This window comes from Candidatus Aeolococcus gillhamiae (assembly GCF_016464765.1).
GTDB lineage: Bacteria > Chloroflexota > Dormibacteria > Aeolococcales > Aeolococcaceae > Aeolococcus > Aeolococcus gillhamiae.
This window is the reverse complement of record NZ_JAEKNS010000159.1, coordinates 1-14,865: the sequence shown is the minus strand read 5'-3', so window position 1 is coordinate 14,865 and position 14,865 is coordinate 1. Positions and strand designations below refer to the sequence as shown.

Here is a 14,865-nt window from a genome sequence, read left to right as displayed (position 1 = left end):
ATCGGCATCGAGGCTGATCCCATCGAGATACGGTGCGGAGCCAAGAGGAATGTGGATGGGAATTCCGTCGATGGACTCGACGATCATGTCGCCCTGCCGCTCCTCACCGGATGCGACCAGCTGAATGTCGTAGACGAAGGCGCCGTTCTCGCGACCGGTGATGGCAATCCGCAGGCCGGCCTGTGGCTGTTTACGATTCACGCGCACCTGCTCGATGCGCGTCAGCGCGGCGTCGGTCGCGCTGATCCGGGGCTGCTTCATGGTCATCTCCACGGGCCCCTGAGCGGGGGCACCTGACTGCTCAATTCTGACGCTTTCCAGCGTTGCCGCTACCTACCCCACGGCGGCCGTAGAGACTTGTCGCCCACACCGCCCCGACGCCAGCCGAGTGGTAGTGGTGTCATCCGCGGCGCTGACGGCGGATGCGAACTTGTCAGCGCGGCGGAAACCGGCCCCGGCGGATGGCCTCCCGAGCACGGCGTTGCTGCGTCTGCTGGAGGTGGGTGAGCTGGTGGACCAGCTGCTCGACAGCGCGGCGGGCTTCGGCGACCAGCCGAGTGGTGGTGAGGTCGTCCGCCCCCCTGACGGCGGACGCGAGCTTGTCGGCGCGGCGGAGCAGGGAGCGGGCCTCGCGCACGAGGGAGGCAGTGACCTTGGTGGGGTCGGCAGCGTGGGGATCGACGGTCGGCATGCAACCCCGACTCTGCTCGCTTTCCATCGGCCGCTCATTCCCCCCACAGGTCGGCCTGTGACGAGGATCCGTGCAGGATCCTAACGCGTAGCCGCTCAGCCGTCTGTCCGGAGGGGTCGTAGCCGACCGCCCGGCGCTCGGCTGGTGGTCTGGTAGCGGCTGACGGCCACGCCCCCGCTCGCTGGAGCGTGTGCTGAGCCGGGTGCCCCGCCCATTCAGCCGAGGTCGAGCAGGACCTTGCCCACCGCCCCTCCCTGGACGGCGTCCTGTGCGGCGGCGCACTCCTCAAGCGGGAAGCGGTGCACCGGCAGCTCGGTGAGCGCCCGCGCCTGGAGCGCCGCGCTCACGTCCGCCACACCCCGATCCAGCTCCGCCCCCGGCACCCCGTAGAGCAGCACGAACCGCAGAACCACATTCGCACTCATGCATGCGCGCACCGGAAGCTCGGGATCGGGTGCGTCGGCGGCGTAGGCCGCCACCACTGTGTCTGGGCCCGCGAGGGCGAGGTCGAGGGTGAGGTTGGTCGCCAGGTTGACCTCCACCACACGGTCGACCCGCTCCGCAAAGGCCCGGATCTGCTCCACAGCATCCGGATTACCGTAGTTGACGACTAGGTCGGCCCCGGCGGTCCTGGCGAGCTCTGCCTTGGCAGGTCCGCTCACCGTGGCGACCACTCGAGCCCCGGCGTACTTGGCCAGCTGGACCGCGAAGTGGCCGACCGCGCCGGCTCCGCCTGCCACGAGGACGGTGCGCCCGACGAGTTCCCCGTCAGCGAACAGGCACCGGTGGGCGGTCAGCGCTGGCACACCAAGGCTGGCCCCCAGCTCGAGCGACACACGATCGGGCAGAGCCACCGCTTGACGCTGCGGGATCACCGTCCACTCGGCAGCGGTGCCCCGGCGCCGCCCGGCCGCCGCAAGCCACAGCCACACCCGCTGCCCCAGCCGACCGGGATCGACCCCCGCCCCCACCGCATCGATCACTCCGGATCCATCGTGGTGGGGAATCTGGAACCCATCCACCGGCCGCGCGGTCGCCCCGCTGCGCGATTTCCAGTCGGTGGGGTTCACTCCCGAGAAGCGGACTCGCACGCGCACCTCGCCGGGCCCGGGATCGGGGGTTGGGAGATCGACAACCCGCAGCACCTCCGCCGAGACACCCTGACGCTCGTACTGCACAGCCTTCATCTGTCACCTCCGGTCGCCTCAGCCCCCATCGCCGCCCTGGGGCCGCCCGCATCGGACGCGCCGGCTGAATTATCGGGTTCCGGCACCGAGGTGGGAACGCGCTGGCGAGCGCGGCAGGGCGGTTGGTCGAGTTACTGCACTGTCTCTCGCTGGCTCGGTGTCTCCGGCGCTGCATTGGACCAACCTCGTCCCGGATCAGCCCGAGGTCATCCGCACTCGATCCCCGAGTTGTGGCCCTGCTCCGGGCTGTGCCGCTAGGGGTGGACACGTCACCTGATGAACTGAAAAGGCACTCGACAACAGGTTCGTGTGCAGGCAATTTGGCACTCGTGGGGAACCTTGCCTAAGGCTGCACTTGACGCTTTCTTAGCCGCTCGCAGCGCCCTATGACGTCGATCGCCGCTGTCTTGCGGCATTAGGTGGGGCTCAGTCTGCCGTGTAGATGAGGGCTAGGTGGTAGCTGGCCGCGGGAGGCGTGACAACACCGAGGTGGAGGTGACGGGTTCTCCGGCTGCGCCCGGTCGTGCTCGGGGGTGCTGGCCGAGGCTGAGGCGATCGGGGCGTTTCTCGACACCGCCCGCAGCGTTGCTCTCCCAGATCGCCGCGCCGCGCCGCATCGCCACCTTCCTGCAGTGCATGGGTTGGTCCGGGCTAAGCTCTTCGGCGTGAAGACAAGAGCGCTGGGCCAAGGACTGCATGTCTCGGCCATGGGGCTCGGCTGTATGGGCATGAGCCAGTCGTACGGGCCGGCCGACGAAGGGGAGGCGATCGCGACGATCCACCGGGCCCTCGATCTCGGTGTGACGTTCCTGGACACCGCCGACATGTACGGCCCGTTTACCAATGAACGCCTCGTGGGGCGCGCGATCGCCGGCCGTCGCGACGAAGTGGTGCTGGCCACCAAGTTCGGCAACGAACGGCGTCCCGACGGCAGCTGGGTGGGTATCAACGGCAAGCCCGACTACGTGCGCCGCGCGTGCGACGCGTCGCTGGACCGCCTCGGCGTCGACCATATCGACCTCTACTACCAGCACCGGGTCGACACCAAGGTCCCCGTCGAGGAAACCTGGGGGGCGATGCACGAGCTGGTCGAGACCGGCAAGGTGCGCCATCTGGGAATCTCCGAAGCTGCTCCGGCGACTGTGAGACGTGCGCATGCGGTGCATCCCATGGCTGCGTCGCAGAACGAGTACTCCCTGTTCACACGCGAATCGGAGGACGGGTTGATTGGCACGTTGCGCGAGCTGGGCATCGGGCTCGTCGCCTACAGCCCGCTTGGTCGCGGCTTCATCTCGGGAGGGTTCACAGGTCCCGAGCAGCTCACTGACGACGACTTCCGCCGCCGGGCGCCGCGGTTCCAGGGAGAGAACTTCGAGCGCAACCGGGTGTTGGCGGAGCGCGTTCGGGAGCTGGCGGCGGGAAAGGGAGTCACGCCGGCCCAGCTCGCCCTCGCGTGGCTGCTGGCGCAGGGCGACGACGTGGTGCCGATCCCCGGGACCAAGCGGCGCAGCTACCTGGAGCAGAACGTCGCAGCGCTCGACGTCGAGCTGGCCCGCGAGGACCTGGCCGCGCTCGAGCAGGCCGTGCCCAAAGGCGCTGTCGCCGGCGAGCGTTACCCTGCCGAGCACATGGCGCGGGTCAACGTCTGACCTGACGCATGGCTCGCCGGAGGCCAAGATTTCGGGTGCGACGGTTGGTACGGTCTTCGTGAAGGGGTTCGGCGGCCATCTTGCCGTCCTCGAAAGGGATATCGACGCGGCGCAGCGCGCGCTCGACGAACTCGTTAACGGGTAACATCCTTGATCTTCCTGTGGGACAGGATGGTGGGACGCGCCGGCTTGCGGCACCCGCGAACTCGGTGACAACGGCTTGGGATGTCGCACAACACAACGGAAGACTTCGACCATCCGAACATTGCTGAAGGCCACCAACTACGGCGCCATGTCCTCGATCGGATCACGGCGGTCGATCGGCAGTGCGCGCAGCGAGGATGTCGATACATCACCTCGCTACACAAGCTCGGGGCGTTTGAACGCGACACACTCAAGGACACGGCGCACCAGTATTCGGGTCGGCTCGTGCGCCGCCGGAGGTCGGGCTGTTGGGCTGGCCAGCCGGCGTCGTCAGCCTGGTCCTTGGGACCTCAATACGTCACTCTTCGCCGCGTGCGAGGCCGTTCCGGTACGCGTACCTGACCGCCTGTGCGCGGTCGCGCAACTCCGCCTTGCTGAAGATGTTGTTGATGTGCGTCTTCACCGTCGCCTCGCTGAGGAATAACGGAGCTTTGAAGCAGAGGCGTTTGAGCGTCCTGTTTCCCTAGGTCGACGCCTTTCGCGCGCGGTTCGCCGTTTTGGACTGGAACTGCGCAGACCGGACGGCGAGCGCCGCCGGCTCGGATCGCCGCCCGCTGTGATCGTGACTGGTAAGGCGACCGAATTGCTTCTCTACTCGCGCGGACGCCGCTCCGCTACCGATGTCGATATCAGTGGCCCCTCCGATGCACTAGCAGCATTAGAGAATGCCAGCGTACGCCTGCAGGGATTCCCGATGGAACCATCCAGTCAGCGAACGGCAAGCATCCACTGCCCAATGTCACCGTTGGCGTTCCGTCACTTCACCCGACGTCTGATTCCGCTGCGAATTCACCTGAGGCAACCTCGTTGTCGACATAGCGGGGGCCACGGAACCACGACGTTGCAGCGGCGATGAGGCAGGCGACGATTGCGAAGGCAAATGCGGAGCGGAGCCCGGACTCGAACGGACCCGAGATCAACTGGGGGAAGAAACCGCGTCCTGTCAGCGTGCTCACGTTCGCGTGCGATAGATGGGAGACCGTCTGGCTGCCGAGCAGTGACTTCACCGGGTTCTCCCCGAGGAAAGCGGCGAACAGGATCGAGATGGGTGGCAAATGACCGATCTGACTAGCCTGGGCGGCAGACACGCCATGTGCCCGGAGACCCGCCGTTAGCTGGGTTGAAAGGACGCCCGAGAGCCCGGCGATCATCAGCGAAAAGAAGACGCCGATCGAGAGCACCTGCGCGGCATTTTGAAAGGTCGAATTCATACCACCGCCCACCCCGCGATCCTGGGCGGGCAATGAATTCATCACCCCCGGCGCGGTTGGGCGACGCGAATGCACCCATCGCCAAGCCGAGCAGCAGAATTATGCCGGCAAAGAGCGCGTAATTGAAATCGACCGGAAGCAATTCGAGTAAACCGAACGCCACTGCGGAGACAAGCATTCCGCCAGTGGCAAAAGGACGAGCGCCGTATCGATCTGAAAGAAAGCCGGAGGCGGGCCCTGCAATCAGGAAACCGGCAGACAACGGCAGCATTGAGATGCCGGCCCACAGCGGCGTCTCATTGAATGAGTAGCCGTGTTGTGGCAGCCAGATGCCCTGCAGCCAGATGATGAGCATGAACATCAACCCGCCACGCGCAATGGCTGCGAGAAAACTTGAGAGAACACCAAAGGTGAATGCACGGATGCGAAACAACGCCAAGCGGAACATGGGTGCCTTCGCACGCAGCTCGATCGCCCCGAACATCACCAAGAGCGCCACGCCGCCCGCCAGGGACAGGTCGACGAGCGGACTGGTCCACCCCATCGGCTGCCCGCCATACGGCTCAATGCCGTAACTGACACCGATCATGACCAGGATCAGACCAAGCGCGAATGTCAGATTTCCCGCCCAATCGATTGACGCGGGGCGCCGTGAGCCGATTTCGTACAAGCGCAGATAGGACCAGACGGTTCCGAAAATACCAAACGGGACGGACACCAGAAATACCAGGCGCCAGTTGATCGGAGCGAGTAGACCGCCGAGCACGAGACCGATGAATTGGCCTGCGATACCAGCGATGTTGTTGATGCCCAGTGCCAGTCCCCGCTGATTGGGAGGGAACGCATCGGTGAGAATGGCAGCGGAATTGGCGATCAGGAATGCGGCGCCAATCCCCTGGACGACGCGCATCCCGAGAAGCCAGTACGCACCGGCGTCGCCGGTCATCCAGTCGATCGTCAGCAGCAGCGACGCGACGGTGTAGATCGCAAATCCGAAGGTGTACATTCGGACCCGCCCGAATAGGTCACCCAATCGTCCGAAGCTGACCACGAGCACGCTGGTCACCACCAGGTAGCCGAGGATCATCCACAGCAGAAAGAAGCTGTTGCCAGGCTATAGCGGATCGAGATCAATTCCCCGGAAGATGTCAGGCATTGCGATCAACGTGATCGAGGCGTCGATCGTCGCCAGGATGATGCCGACCGTGGTGTTGGTGAGTGCCACCCACTTGTAGCCGTCATCGGCGCCGGCGGAGCCCGCGAGTGGCGAAGAGCGGCGGTCAGGCACCGCCCCATGGTCGCGCAATGCGCTGCGGGAGTACCCGTGCCAGCGTCAGGCTGGAGCCACCGGATGCGCCGTCACTTCAGCGAAGAGCGCGAGGATGCGGGCCCACGCGTCACGGGCCGCTTCGATGCGGTAGGACGACCGGGTGTCGTTGAAGAACGCATGGGGAGTGTCCGGGTAGATCTTGTAGTCATATGACCTCCCCGCCGCCCGGGATACGTCGGCAACGTGCGGCACCGAATCGGTGATGCGGTGATCAGCGGCACCATCGAGGCCCAGCACCGGGCACGATAGCCGCGCAATCGCGTCGTCGTCCGGAGGCGAGCCGTAACAAACGACCGCTGCGCGCAATCGGATGTCCTCCGTCGCCAGCCGGAACGAAAGGCCGCCGCCCATGCAGAACCCAACGGACACACGTGGCTGTCCCGCAGTGTGGCCGTAGTCCCCCAGAAATGTCATCAGACCGCGCAGCACCTTCACGTGCTCATCAACCTTGCCAGCGTTCCCAAACACGGCTCCCAGTGTCTCCCCCACCGCGGTACCCTCCCCGGACGGGAGAGAATCGAGTGCCGCCTGACGCTGAGCAGGATCGCCCCATGCCGAGGGCGGAATCGTGTCGAGGAATGGCTTGACGGTATCGACGCGTTCCTCGGCCAGGACCGGCGGCCGCGATCCCGCCTCCCAATAGAGGTCCGGAGCCACGGCAACGTAACCCGCGGTGGCGAAACGCTCGGCGACGTCGCGAATGTGCACATCCACACCCCACGCTTCCTGGATAACAAGGACCACCGGCAGCGGCGTAGGAACCGCCTCGGGGCGCGCGACGTACGCCCGGCGCCGCGCCTCCTCGTAGGCCACCCACTCCGTCACTAGTCGCATCGCGAGCCTCCCGCGGTCAATACCAAGGGCGAAGTCTAGGTGGCGCGCTGCAGCGTCGAGCCGCTGATGCGCGATCTCGGGATGCGCGGTGGGCGTTGTGTCCGACATCGCTAGACAGACAGAATGTGACTCGATGAAGCCAGACGATGACCACGGTAGCGCGACGAGCGCCGCGGCATTCCGCGCGGCACGAACATCGCTCCTCGCCTGGCGCGACGACTACGAGACGGCCTACCGCGACTTCCGCTGGCCGGTCCTGACGCAGTTCAACTGGGCGCTGGACTGGTTCGACCGGCTGGCGCAGGATCCCGCCACGTCGTCGCAGCCTGCTCTGTGGATCGCGGAGGCGGATGGATTGGACACCCGGCTCTCGTTCGGCGACCTCTCGGTGCGGTCAAACCAGGTGGCCAATTGGCTGTCGGCGACGGGGGTGGATCGAGGTGACCGGCTCATCCTCATGCTCGACAACCAGGTCGAGCTGTGGGAGACTCTGCTCGCCGGTATCAAGCTTGGCGCCGTCCTCATCCCGGCAAGCACGCTGCTCACGCCCGCCGACCTTCACGACCGGATCCAGCGCGGCAATGTCCGCCACGTCGTGACAAGCGTCCAGAACGTCGGGGCGTTCGCGGACGTCCCCGGCGAGTACACGAGGATCTGCGTCGGTGCGCCGGCCGACGGCTGGCTGGACTATTCGGAATCCTCGTCCACGTCTCGCGTTTTCACGCCCAGTGGTGTCACGCGTGCCTCGGATCCACTGCTGCTGTACTTCACCTCGGGCACGACGGCGCAGCCGAAGCTGGTCGAGCACACTCACGCCTCTTATCCGGTAGGACACCTGTCCACCATGTACTGGATCGGGCTTGAGCCCGGAGACGTCCACCTGAATATCTCGTCGCCGGGATGGGCCAAGCACGCGTGGAGCAACGTCTTCGCTCCGTGGAATGCCGGCGCGACTGTGCTCATATACAGCTACGAGCGGTTCGACGCGGCCGACTTGCTGGCGGTGATGGATCGCTGCAGGGTCACCAGCTTTTGCGCACCGCCCACCGTGTGGCGGCTGCTCATCCAGAGCGATCTCAGGGCGCTTCGGCAGCCACCGCGCAAGGTGGTCGGCGCTGGCGAGCCGCTCAACCCCGAGGTGATCGCGCAGGTGGAGCAGGCATGGGGCGTCACCATCCGCGACGGCTTCGGCCAGACCGAGACGACGGTGGCGATCGCTAACACGCCCGGGCAGCCGGTGAAACCCGGCTCGATGGGCCGTCCCGTCCCCGGCTACGCGATCGCGCTGGTCGACCCGGTCACAGGCGAGCCGGGGGACGAGGGCGAGATCTGCCTCGACCTCGGCCGTCGACCCCTCGGCCTCATGGTGGGATACCGTGGCGATGACGACCGCGGCGGCGATGCGATGCGAGGTGGTTACTACCACACTGGCGACGTCGCATCGCGGGACAGCGACGGGTACGTGACCTACGTGGGGCGTGCTGACGACGTCTTCAAGGCGTCGGACTACCGCATCTCCCCGTTCGAGCTGGAAAGCGTGCTCCTCCAGCACGACGCGGTCGCCGAGGCTGCGGTCGTGCCCTCGCCTGACCCGGTTCGGCTCGCCGTTCCCAAGGCATTCGTCGTTCTCGCACCCGGTCATCACCCATCGCCGGAGACGGCGCTCTCGATCCTCCGGTTCAGCCGGGACAACCTCGCTCCCTACAAGCGGATCCGGCGCCTGGAGTTCAGCGATCTACCGAAAACCATCTCGGGCAAGATCCGCAGGGTCGAGTTGCGCGAGCGGGAACAGCATCGACCGAGTCGAGCCAACGCGACCGTCGAGTACCGGGAGGAGGACTTTGACGAGCTCGCCGGGCGTTGAGATCGCGCGGACCAACTCGCTCAACGGACTCACGACGACGGCCGGGATGATCCTCCACTAACGCTCGAAGCCGAACAAGCTCCAGTCTGGAGCTCCCACCTGCCCTTTTTTTGACGATTTGAAGGGGCCGAGCTTGTCGCCCGCGAGGAGCGCAACGTCGCCGAACGCGCTTTCCAGACCAAGCGCCTGGGCAAGCTCAACGCACAGCGGCGCAAGCTGCTCGACGCTTACTACGCAGGTGCTGTCGACGTGGGAATGCTCCGCCAGGAGCAGGAACGGCTACGTCGCGAGATCGCCGATGTCGAGGAGCGTCTCCGCGATGTCGACGCCACACTCGCCGAATGGCAGGAGATCCTCGGCATCGCCTTGCGCTTCGCCGAGAACTGCGGCGCCGCTTACCGCGTTGCCAATGAGCGCACACGCACGCTACTGAACGTGGTGGGATCGAATCCCGGATCGTCGGCATTCATGTCGAGGAACCACTTGAAGAGCAGGTCGTACTGCAGCCGTTCGCAGAACAGCCGCTCGCTTCTCACTGTGTAGAGCGCGATCAGCACGCAGCTCTTGAGCAGCCGCTCCGGGGCCACGCTGGGGCGCCCGATGGTGGAATACATGGCGTCGAACTGCGGAGACAACTCGGCGAGCGCCGTCTCCACGATCGCCTTGATCCGTCGGATGGGGTGGTCCACCGGTACCAGCTCGTCCGGCGTCAAGGTGGACAGCATCGCCACTTGCTCGAAGGTGTTGCCACGCATGCAGGATCTCCTCGAAAAAGGCTTGCGAGAAGACTCCCACAGTTCTATTTAACCCGTCAACCCCCTGGCGGTGACAGGACGCTGGCGCGAGCGGGTCCGCTTTCACACGAAGGACCGCCGCCGCTCAGGCCCGCATGGCCATCTCGATTCAGAACTCGTCCGTGCGCCAGCTGACCGCACCCTCGCTGGCGAGCGGCGACAGATCGACTCCGGGGTCGAGTGCGAGTCCCATCCGCACCGCGCCATCGGGACCGGCGGCGTCCTCCCGACGGCCCAGGGGCAGGCGTATGCGCCACGAACCGCGTCCCGGCGGCGACTGCCGCACCAGTCGCACGCAAGCCCCCACCGCCTCATCGACCTGGCCACCGTCGCCGGTGTCGCGCATGCAGCAGTACCCATCGACGCCTGCAACACCCATCGTGCGCCAGCCCTCAGCGCCAAGCCAGCGTTCGCGCGCCTCCCACCAAGCGGCGTCGCGCGCCACGGTCCCCGGCCGACCACCGTGCTCGCGTCGGTACAGCTCCTGCAGGCGCGAGTCGATCTCGATCTCGCTCCATGGCACGGTGCTTGCCCCGGTCGGGGCGACCTCGTGCACCGGCAGCGTCCGGTACCCGGCGCGCTCATACACGGTGGGCACGTGCGTGTGCAGCAGGCTCAGCGTGAAGCCCGATGCACGACAGTCAGCGAGGCATTCCTGGAGCAGCTGCGTGGACAGACGCCGTCCGCGGTGCGCGCGCCCCACGGCGACGTTGCCGATGCAGGCGCAGGGATGCGGTGCAGCATCCCGCCTGAGGAAGACGGACCGCGCGAACACGTGCAGGTGCGCAACGACCGAGCCGCGTTCCTCCAGCACTGCGCTGAACGAATCAGAGGCTGGATCGTGCTCCCACCGGCGCTCGAAGTAGGAAGCATCTTCCGCGTAGGCCTCGGCGCAGAACACAGCCAGCCCCCGCATCTCATCCGGCGTAGCGCGACGGTACCCAGCCATCCTCGGGCGTCAGCTCGCCGCGCTCTCAGCGAGTGATCCGAGTCCCTCCAGTGACGCCCGGGAGTACGCCTCCTCCACCTGGCGCGCCAGGTGGTCGAGACTGAAGCCACGGATAACCCGGCGCCGGGACGCTCGGCCCATGGCCAGTCGATCGTCGGGATGGTCGGCCATCCAGGCCAGAGCCCGGCCCAGCGCGGCGTAATCACCGGCTGGCGCGAGCATGCCGGTGACGCCATCGTCGACCTGCTGGGGAACACCTCCGACCAGGGTCGCGACGACCGGCCGTCCGTGGCCCATCGCCTCCAGCACCGCGAGCGGCGTGCCCTCGCTTCGAGAGGAGAGGAGCAGCGCGTCGATCTGGCGCATGAACGCGGGCACGTCGCCGACGGTTCCGCAGAGCTGCACGTGGGGCCCGAGGCCGAGCCGCTCGATTTCAGCGATGACCTCCGCGCGCAGCTCTCCATCACCACCCAGGCGGAGCGTCACCTCGACATCGGTGAGCGAGCGCGCGACCGCAACCGCCCGTACCGCGCTTAGGGGATCCTTGTCCGGGCATAGACGCGCCAGCACGCCGGCGCGAAGACGGGGGATCCCTCCCACGCGAAAGCATCTCGCCGCGCCGGCGGTCGAATCTCGAGGGAGTTGGCGTCGAGGGCCAGGAAACGGCGATGCCGCGTGACCCGTCGACCACCGCCCCAGTCGCCGCCGGTTCAGCGGCCGACGGCGACTCTTCAGGGGCAAGTAGGTTAGAGCTGGACAATCACCGACTTGGTCTCCAGGTAGTTGGAGAGGACTTCCTCGCCCATCTCTCGGCCCCAGCCGCTTTGCTTGAAGCCGCCGAACGGCAGCTCCGCGCTGTACACGTTGTAGGTGTTGACCCAGACGGTGCCCGCCTTGAGGCGCTTGGCGAGCTTGTGGGCCTTTGAGATGTCCTTGGTCCACACGCCCGCGGCCAGGCCGTACTCGGAGTCATTGGCCTGGCGGGCGAGGTCATCGACGTCGCTAAATGGAAGCGCGACGATCACCGGTCCAAAGATCTCCTCGCGCACGACGACGTCGTCGGGCTTGGTGTCCACCAGCACAGTGGGCTCCACGAAGTAGCCCGGGCCATCGATCGCATGGCCGCCGGCCAGCGCGCGGTTGCCCGCCTGCTCGCCCTTGGCGAGGTACCCGGTGACCCGCTCGAATTGCTCGCGGGAGACCAGCGGGCCCATCTCGGTGTCGGCATTCATACCGGGGCCGACCTTGACGGCCTTCGCCGCCTTGGCGACACCCTCGACAACCTCATCGAAGCGGTCCTGCTGCACGTATAGGCGAGTGCCCGCACTGCACACCTCGCCCTGGTTGAAGAAGATCCCCATCGCCGCACCGGCGATCGCCGCGGGGATGTCCGCGTCGGAGAAGATGATGTTCGGCGACTTGCCGCCGAGCTCCAGCGAGACCTTCTTCAGATTGCCGGTGGCAGCCTTGGCGATCAGCTTGCCGACCTCTGTGGAGCCCGTGAAGGCGATCTTGTCGACGCCCGGATGCGCGGCGAGTGCGGCGCCCGCCGTCTCACCGTACCCCGTCACGATGTTGACCACTCCGTTGGGGAGGCCCGCCTCGAGCATGAGCTCGCCCAATCGCACAGCCGACAGCGGCGTCTGCTCGGCGGGCTTGAGGACCACCGTGCAGCCCGTGGCCAATGCCGGTCCGAGCTTCCACGCGGCCATCAGCAGGGGGAAGTTCCAGGGGATGATCTGGCCGACCACACCGACCGGCTCGCGCAGCGAGTACGCATGAAACTCGGCGCCGGGCATGTAGGGCACCGACGGGTTGATGGTGCCACCGTTGAGCTTGGTCGCCCAGCCCGCCATGTACCAGAACAGGTCGGCGGCGAGCGGGATGTCGGCCGCACGGGCGATGGTCAGCGGCTTTCCGTTGTCGAGACAGTCGAGCTCCGCGAGCTCGTCAGCGTGCTCCATGATCAGGTCGCCGATGCGGTGCATGATGCGGCCTCGTTCGGAGGGCGTCATGCGGCTCCATGGGCCGTCCTCGAAGGCGCGGCGAGCTGCCCGCACCGCACGATCGATGTCCTGCGCGTCGCCCTCGGCGATGCTTGCGAGCACCTCACCACTGGCGGGATTGACGGTGTCGAACGTCTTGCCGCTGGAGGCCTGCTCGAATTCGCCATTGATGAGCAGCGCGCGGGCCGACGAACTGAAGTGGCGCGTCCTCTCGGCGACTGGGGTGGCGATAGCCATCTGGTACTCCTCCACGATGTGAGTGCGAGCTTGGAGGGCCAAGAGGGAGTGGTTCGAGGAACTGGCTGGCCCCGAGGAGGGTGCCCCGACCGGCGCCTTAACGGCTCTTCCTCGGTCCTGGGATCGTCTTACTATAACAGGTGGTGTGACGGATTGTTATAGCGCCGTGCTAATATAATGAGGCTATCTATCACCCACGACGGCCTGCCGTCGTCGAGGCCACGGCGTCGCTCCAAGCATCGTAAGCGGATGTCCGGCGCAATCGGTTTCTCAGCGCGGAGTTCCTCGGCCGCCGTAGGGAAAGTGGTACACGCGCCTGCCCAGCGGCATACGGCGGAGGAGTTCGAGATGGCGGAAAACTATGAGGTCCTGGCCGACCGATTCCATATGGAGCTCTTCAGTAAGGGGAACCTCGCGGCTGCGGACGAAATACTCACGCCCGAATTCGTCAATCGCGGTGCTGGCATACCGCCAGAGCTCGCACACGGACCCGAAGGCGCGAAGCGGTATGCGCAGGCGATCCGAACCGGTTTTGGTGACGAAGTCAACATCAGCCATGACGACGTCATCGTCAGCGGTGACCGCATCGTGATTCGCTGGACCGCGTCGGGTCCTCCCACGGGCGCGTCCGGATCGAATCGATAGTCGGCGAAGTGCAGAATCCAAAACCAGTCTTTGAGATCGACGCTCCCAGGGATGTCGTCCATGGTGAGACCGCAAACGACGCAGTCGGGTGGGGTCATGCGCGTCGCAGTGGTTGGCCATCTGCTCGAGCAGCCGGGATGTCCATGTCGCTGGATTCAGGTGGCGCAGCTGCGGTGGCTCGCATCGGGCGGATTCTCCACGATCCGCACCCCTCGCGCGACCTGTATGAGATGCCCACCCTGATTGGCGCCTTTAGCAGGGTGATGAAAAACCCCTTGTCGGGTTAAACAGGAATGTGAGAGTCTTGCGGGGACACGTCCCAGCAGGAGACCTCACATGCGTGGCAGCACACTGCAGCAGGGAGAGATTCTCTCCACGCTAACGCCGGACCAGCTGGTCCCCGCCGATCACCCGATCCGCCGCATCCGAACCATCGTCGACACAGCACTGGCCGAGTTGCACGGCGAGTTCAACGCCATGTACTCGCGAGTTGGGCGGCCGAGCATCGCTCCCGAGCGGCTGCTCAAATCGTGCCTGCTGATCGCGCTGTATTCGGTACGCAGCGAGCGGCAGTTCTGCGAGCGCCTGCAGTACGACATGCTCTTCAAGTGGTTCTTGAATATGAACATTGGAGACGCCGCCTTCGACCCCACAACCTTCAGCAAGAACCGCGACCGGCTGCTGGAGCACGAGGTGGCCCATCGCTTCTTCGAGGCGGTGCGTGGCGAAGCGGAGCGCCGCCGGCTGCTCTCCGACGACCACTTCACCCTGGACGGGACGCTGCTGGAGGCGTGGGCGTCGGTGAAGAGCGTGCGGCCCAAGGACGACGACGATCGGACGCCGCCTTCGGGGCGCAACGTCGCCGTGGACTTCCACGGACAGCGGCGGCGCAATGAGACACATGCCTCGACCACGGATCCGGAAGCACTGCTCGCGAAGAAGAGCTCTGGCACCGCGGCCAAGCCGAGCTACGCTGGGCATCTGCTTATGGAGAACCGCAACGGCCTGGTGGTGGGAGTCGCGCTCACCGCGGCCACCGGGTACGCCGAGCGTGAGACGGGACTGCGGCTCTTGCACCAGCGTCGCGGCGAGCGACGGACCGAGGCACGCTGGACGGTGGCGGGCGACAAGGGATACGACACCAAGGACTTCGTCGCCGGGTGCCGCGCGCTGAAGGTGACACCGCGGGTCACCCAGAACACCAGCAACCGGCGCAGCGCCATCGACGGGCGCACGACCAGGCACCCGGGGTACGCGATGAGCC

The 14,865-nt window shown here is 66.1% G+C and carries 12 protein-coding genes and 2 pseudogenes; 4 read left to right on the top strand and 10 right to left on the bottom strand.

Annotated features, from left to right (window positions below; all coding sequences use genetic code 11):
* The 3 genes from JF886_RS16325 to JF886_RS16315 all read right to left on the bottom strand — a co-directional run.
* On the bottom strand, positions 1-261 hold a 261-nt coding region (locus tag JF886_RS16325), incomplete at its 3' end, for a HesB/IscA family protein (RefSeq protein WP_337314387.1).
* Positions 262-433: 172 nt separating this feature from the next.
* Positions 434-691, bottom strand: a complete 258-nt coding sequence (locus JF886_RS16320) for a hypothetical protein (RefSeq protein ID WP_337314385.1) — start codon at positions 689-691, stop codon at positions 434-436.
* A 215-nt stretch (positions 692-906) separates the two neighbouring features.
* Positions 907-1,878, bottom strand: coding sequence for an NADPH:quinone reductase (locus tag JF886_RS16315; RefSeq protein WP_337314384.1), 972 nt, complete (start codon positions 1,876-1,878; stop codon positions 907-909).
* Positions 1,879-2,543: 665 nt separating this feature from the next.
* Between JF886_RS16315 and JF886_RS16310 the strand changes: the two genes are divergently transcribed.
* Entirely contained in the window at positions 2,544-3,527 is a 984-nt protein-coding gene (locus JF886_RS16310; RefSeq protein WP_337314382.1) for an aldo/keto reductase, read from the top strand.
* A gap of 502 nt (positions 3,528-4,029) precedes the next feature.
* Here the strand turns inward: JF886_RS16310 and JF886_RS16305 are convergent.
* The 3 genes and pseudogenes from JF886_RS16305 to JF886_RS16295 all read right to left on the bottom strand — a co-directional run.
* Positions 4,030-4,155: pseudogene (locus JF886_RS16305) on the bottom strand (response regulator transcription factor); the annotation flags it as partial.
* A 337-nt stretch (positions 4,156-4,492) separates the two neighbouring features.
* Positions 4,493-6,230 (bottom strand): annotated as a pseudogene (locus JF886_RS16300) (MFS transporter).
* Between the two features lie 45 nt (positions 6,231-6,275).
* Positions 6,276-7,106, bottom strand: a complete 831-nt coding sequence (locus JF886_RS16295) for a dienelactone hydrolase family protein (RefSeq protein WP_337314380.1) — start codon at positions 7,104-7,106, stop codon at positions 6,276-6,278.
* 133 nt (positions 7,107-7,239) lie between these two features.
* On the opposite strand from JF886_RS16295, the gene JF886_RS16290 reads away from it, so the two are divergent.
* A complete protein-coding gene (locus JF886_RS16290) occupies positions 7,240-8,970 on the top strand; it encodes an AMP-binding protein (RefSeq protein WP_337314378.1) in 1,731 nt (576 codons plus the stop codon).
* Between the two features lie 395 nt (positions 8,971-9,365).
* On the opposite strand, the gene JF886_RS16285 is transcribed toward JF886_RS16290, so the two are convergent.
* The 4 genes from JF886_RS16285 to JF886_RS16270 all read right to left on the bottom strand — a co-directional run bounded on the left by JF886_RS16285 (position 9,366) and on the right by JF886_RS16270 (position 12,956).
* Positions 9,366-9,725, bottom strand: a complete 360-nt coding sequence (locus tag JF886_RS16285; RefSeq protein WP_337314376.1) for a transposase — start codon at positions 9,723-9,725, stop codon at positions 9,366-9,368.
* A gap of 148 nt (positions 9,726-9,873) precedes the next feature.
* On the bottom strand, positions 9,874-10,713 hold the full coding sequence (locus JF886_RS16280) for a GNAT family N-acetyltransferase (protein ID WP_337314374.1): 840 nt from the start codon (positions 10,711-10,713) through the stop codon (positions 9,874-9,876).
* 9 nt (positions 10,714-10,722) lie between these two features.
* Positions 10,723-11,313 carry a glycosyltransferase gene (locus tag JF886_RS16275; protein WP_337314372.1) on the bottom strand — a complete coding sequence of 197 codons (591 nt, stop codon included), beginning with the start codon at positions 11,311-11,313 and terminating at the stop codon, positions 10,723-10,725.
* Between the two features lie 146 nt (positions 11,314-11,459).
* Positions 11,460-12,956 (bottom strand): aldehyde dehydrogenase family protein, encoded by a 1,497-nt coding sequence (locus tag JF886_RS16270; protein ID WP_337314370.1) that lies wholly within the window; start codon positions 12,954-12,956, stop codon positions 11,460-11,462.
* 249 nt (positions 12,957-13,205) lie between these two features.
* Here JF886_RS16270 and JF886_RS16265 point away from each other — a divergent pair, with 249 nt between their 5' ends.
* Both JF886_RS16265 and JF886_RS16260 read left to right on the top strand, forming a co-directional pair.
* Entirely contained in the window at positions 13,206-13,601 is a 396-nt protein-coding gene (locus JF886_RS16265) for an ester cyclase (protein ID WP_337314368.1), read from the top strand.
* A gap of 336 nt (positions 13,602-13,937) precedes the next feature.
* Positions 13,938-14,865, top strand: a 928-nt coding sequence (locus JF886_RS16260) for an IS5 family transposase (RefSeq protein ID WP_337314366.1), incomplete at its 3' end; no start/stop codon positions are given.

What these genes read in the sequence shown, in the direction of transcription:
- JF886_RS16280 (WP_337314374.1), bottom strand. Translation starts at nt 10,713, where the DNA reads ATGGCTGGGTACCGTCGCGCTACGCCGGATGAGATGCGGGGGCTGGCT.
- JF886_RS16285 (WP_337314376.1), bottom strand. Translation starts at nt 9,725, where the DNA reads ATGCGTGGCAACACCTTCGAGCAAGTGGCGATGCTGTCCACCTTGACG.
- JF886_RS16315 (WP_337314384.1), bottom strand. Translation starts at nt 1,878, where the DNA reads ATGAAGGCTGTGCAGTACGAGCGTCAGGGTGTCTCGGCGGAGGTGCTG.
- JF886_RS16320 (WP_337314385.1), bottom strand. Translation starts at nt 691, where the DNA reads ATGCCGACCGTCGATCCCCACGCTGCCGACCCCACCAAGGTCACTGCC.
- JF886_RS16270 (WP_337314370.1), bottom strand. Translation starts at nt 12,956, where the DNA reads ATGGCTATCGCCACCCCAGTCGCCGAGAGGACGCGCCACTTCAGTTCG.
- JF886_RS16290 (WP_337314378.1), top strand. Translation starts at nt 7,240, where the DNA reads ATGAAGCCAGACGATGACCACGGTAGCGCGACGAGCGCCGCGGCATTC.
- JF886_RS16295 (WP_337314380.1), bottom strand. Translation starts at nt 7,106, where the DNA reads ATGCGACTAGTGACGGAGTGGGTGGCCTACGAGGAGGCGCGGCGCCGG.
- JF886_RS16265 (WP_337314368.1), top strand. Translation starts at nt 13,206, where the DNA reads ATGTCCGGCGCAATCGGTTTCTCAGCGCGGAGTTCCTCGGCCGCCGTA.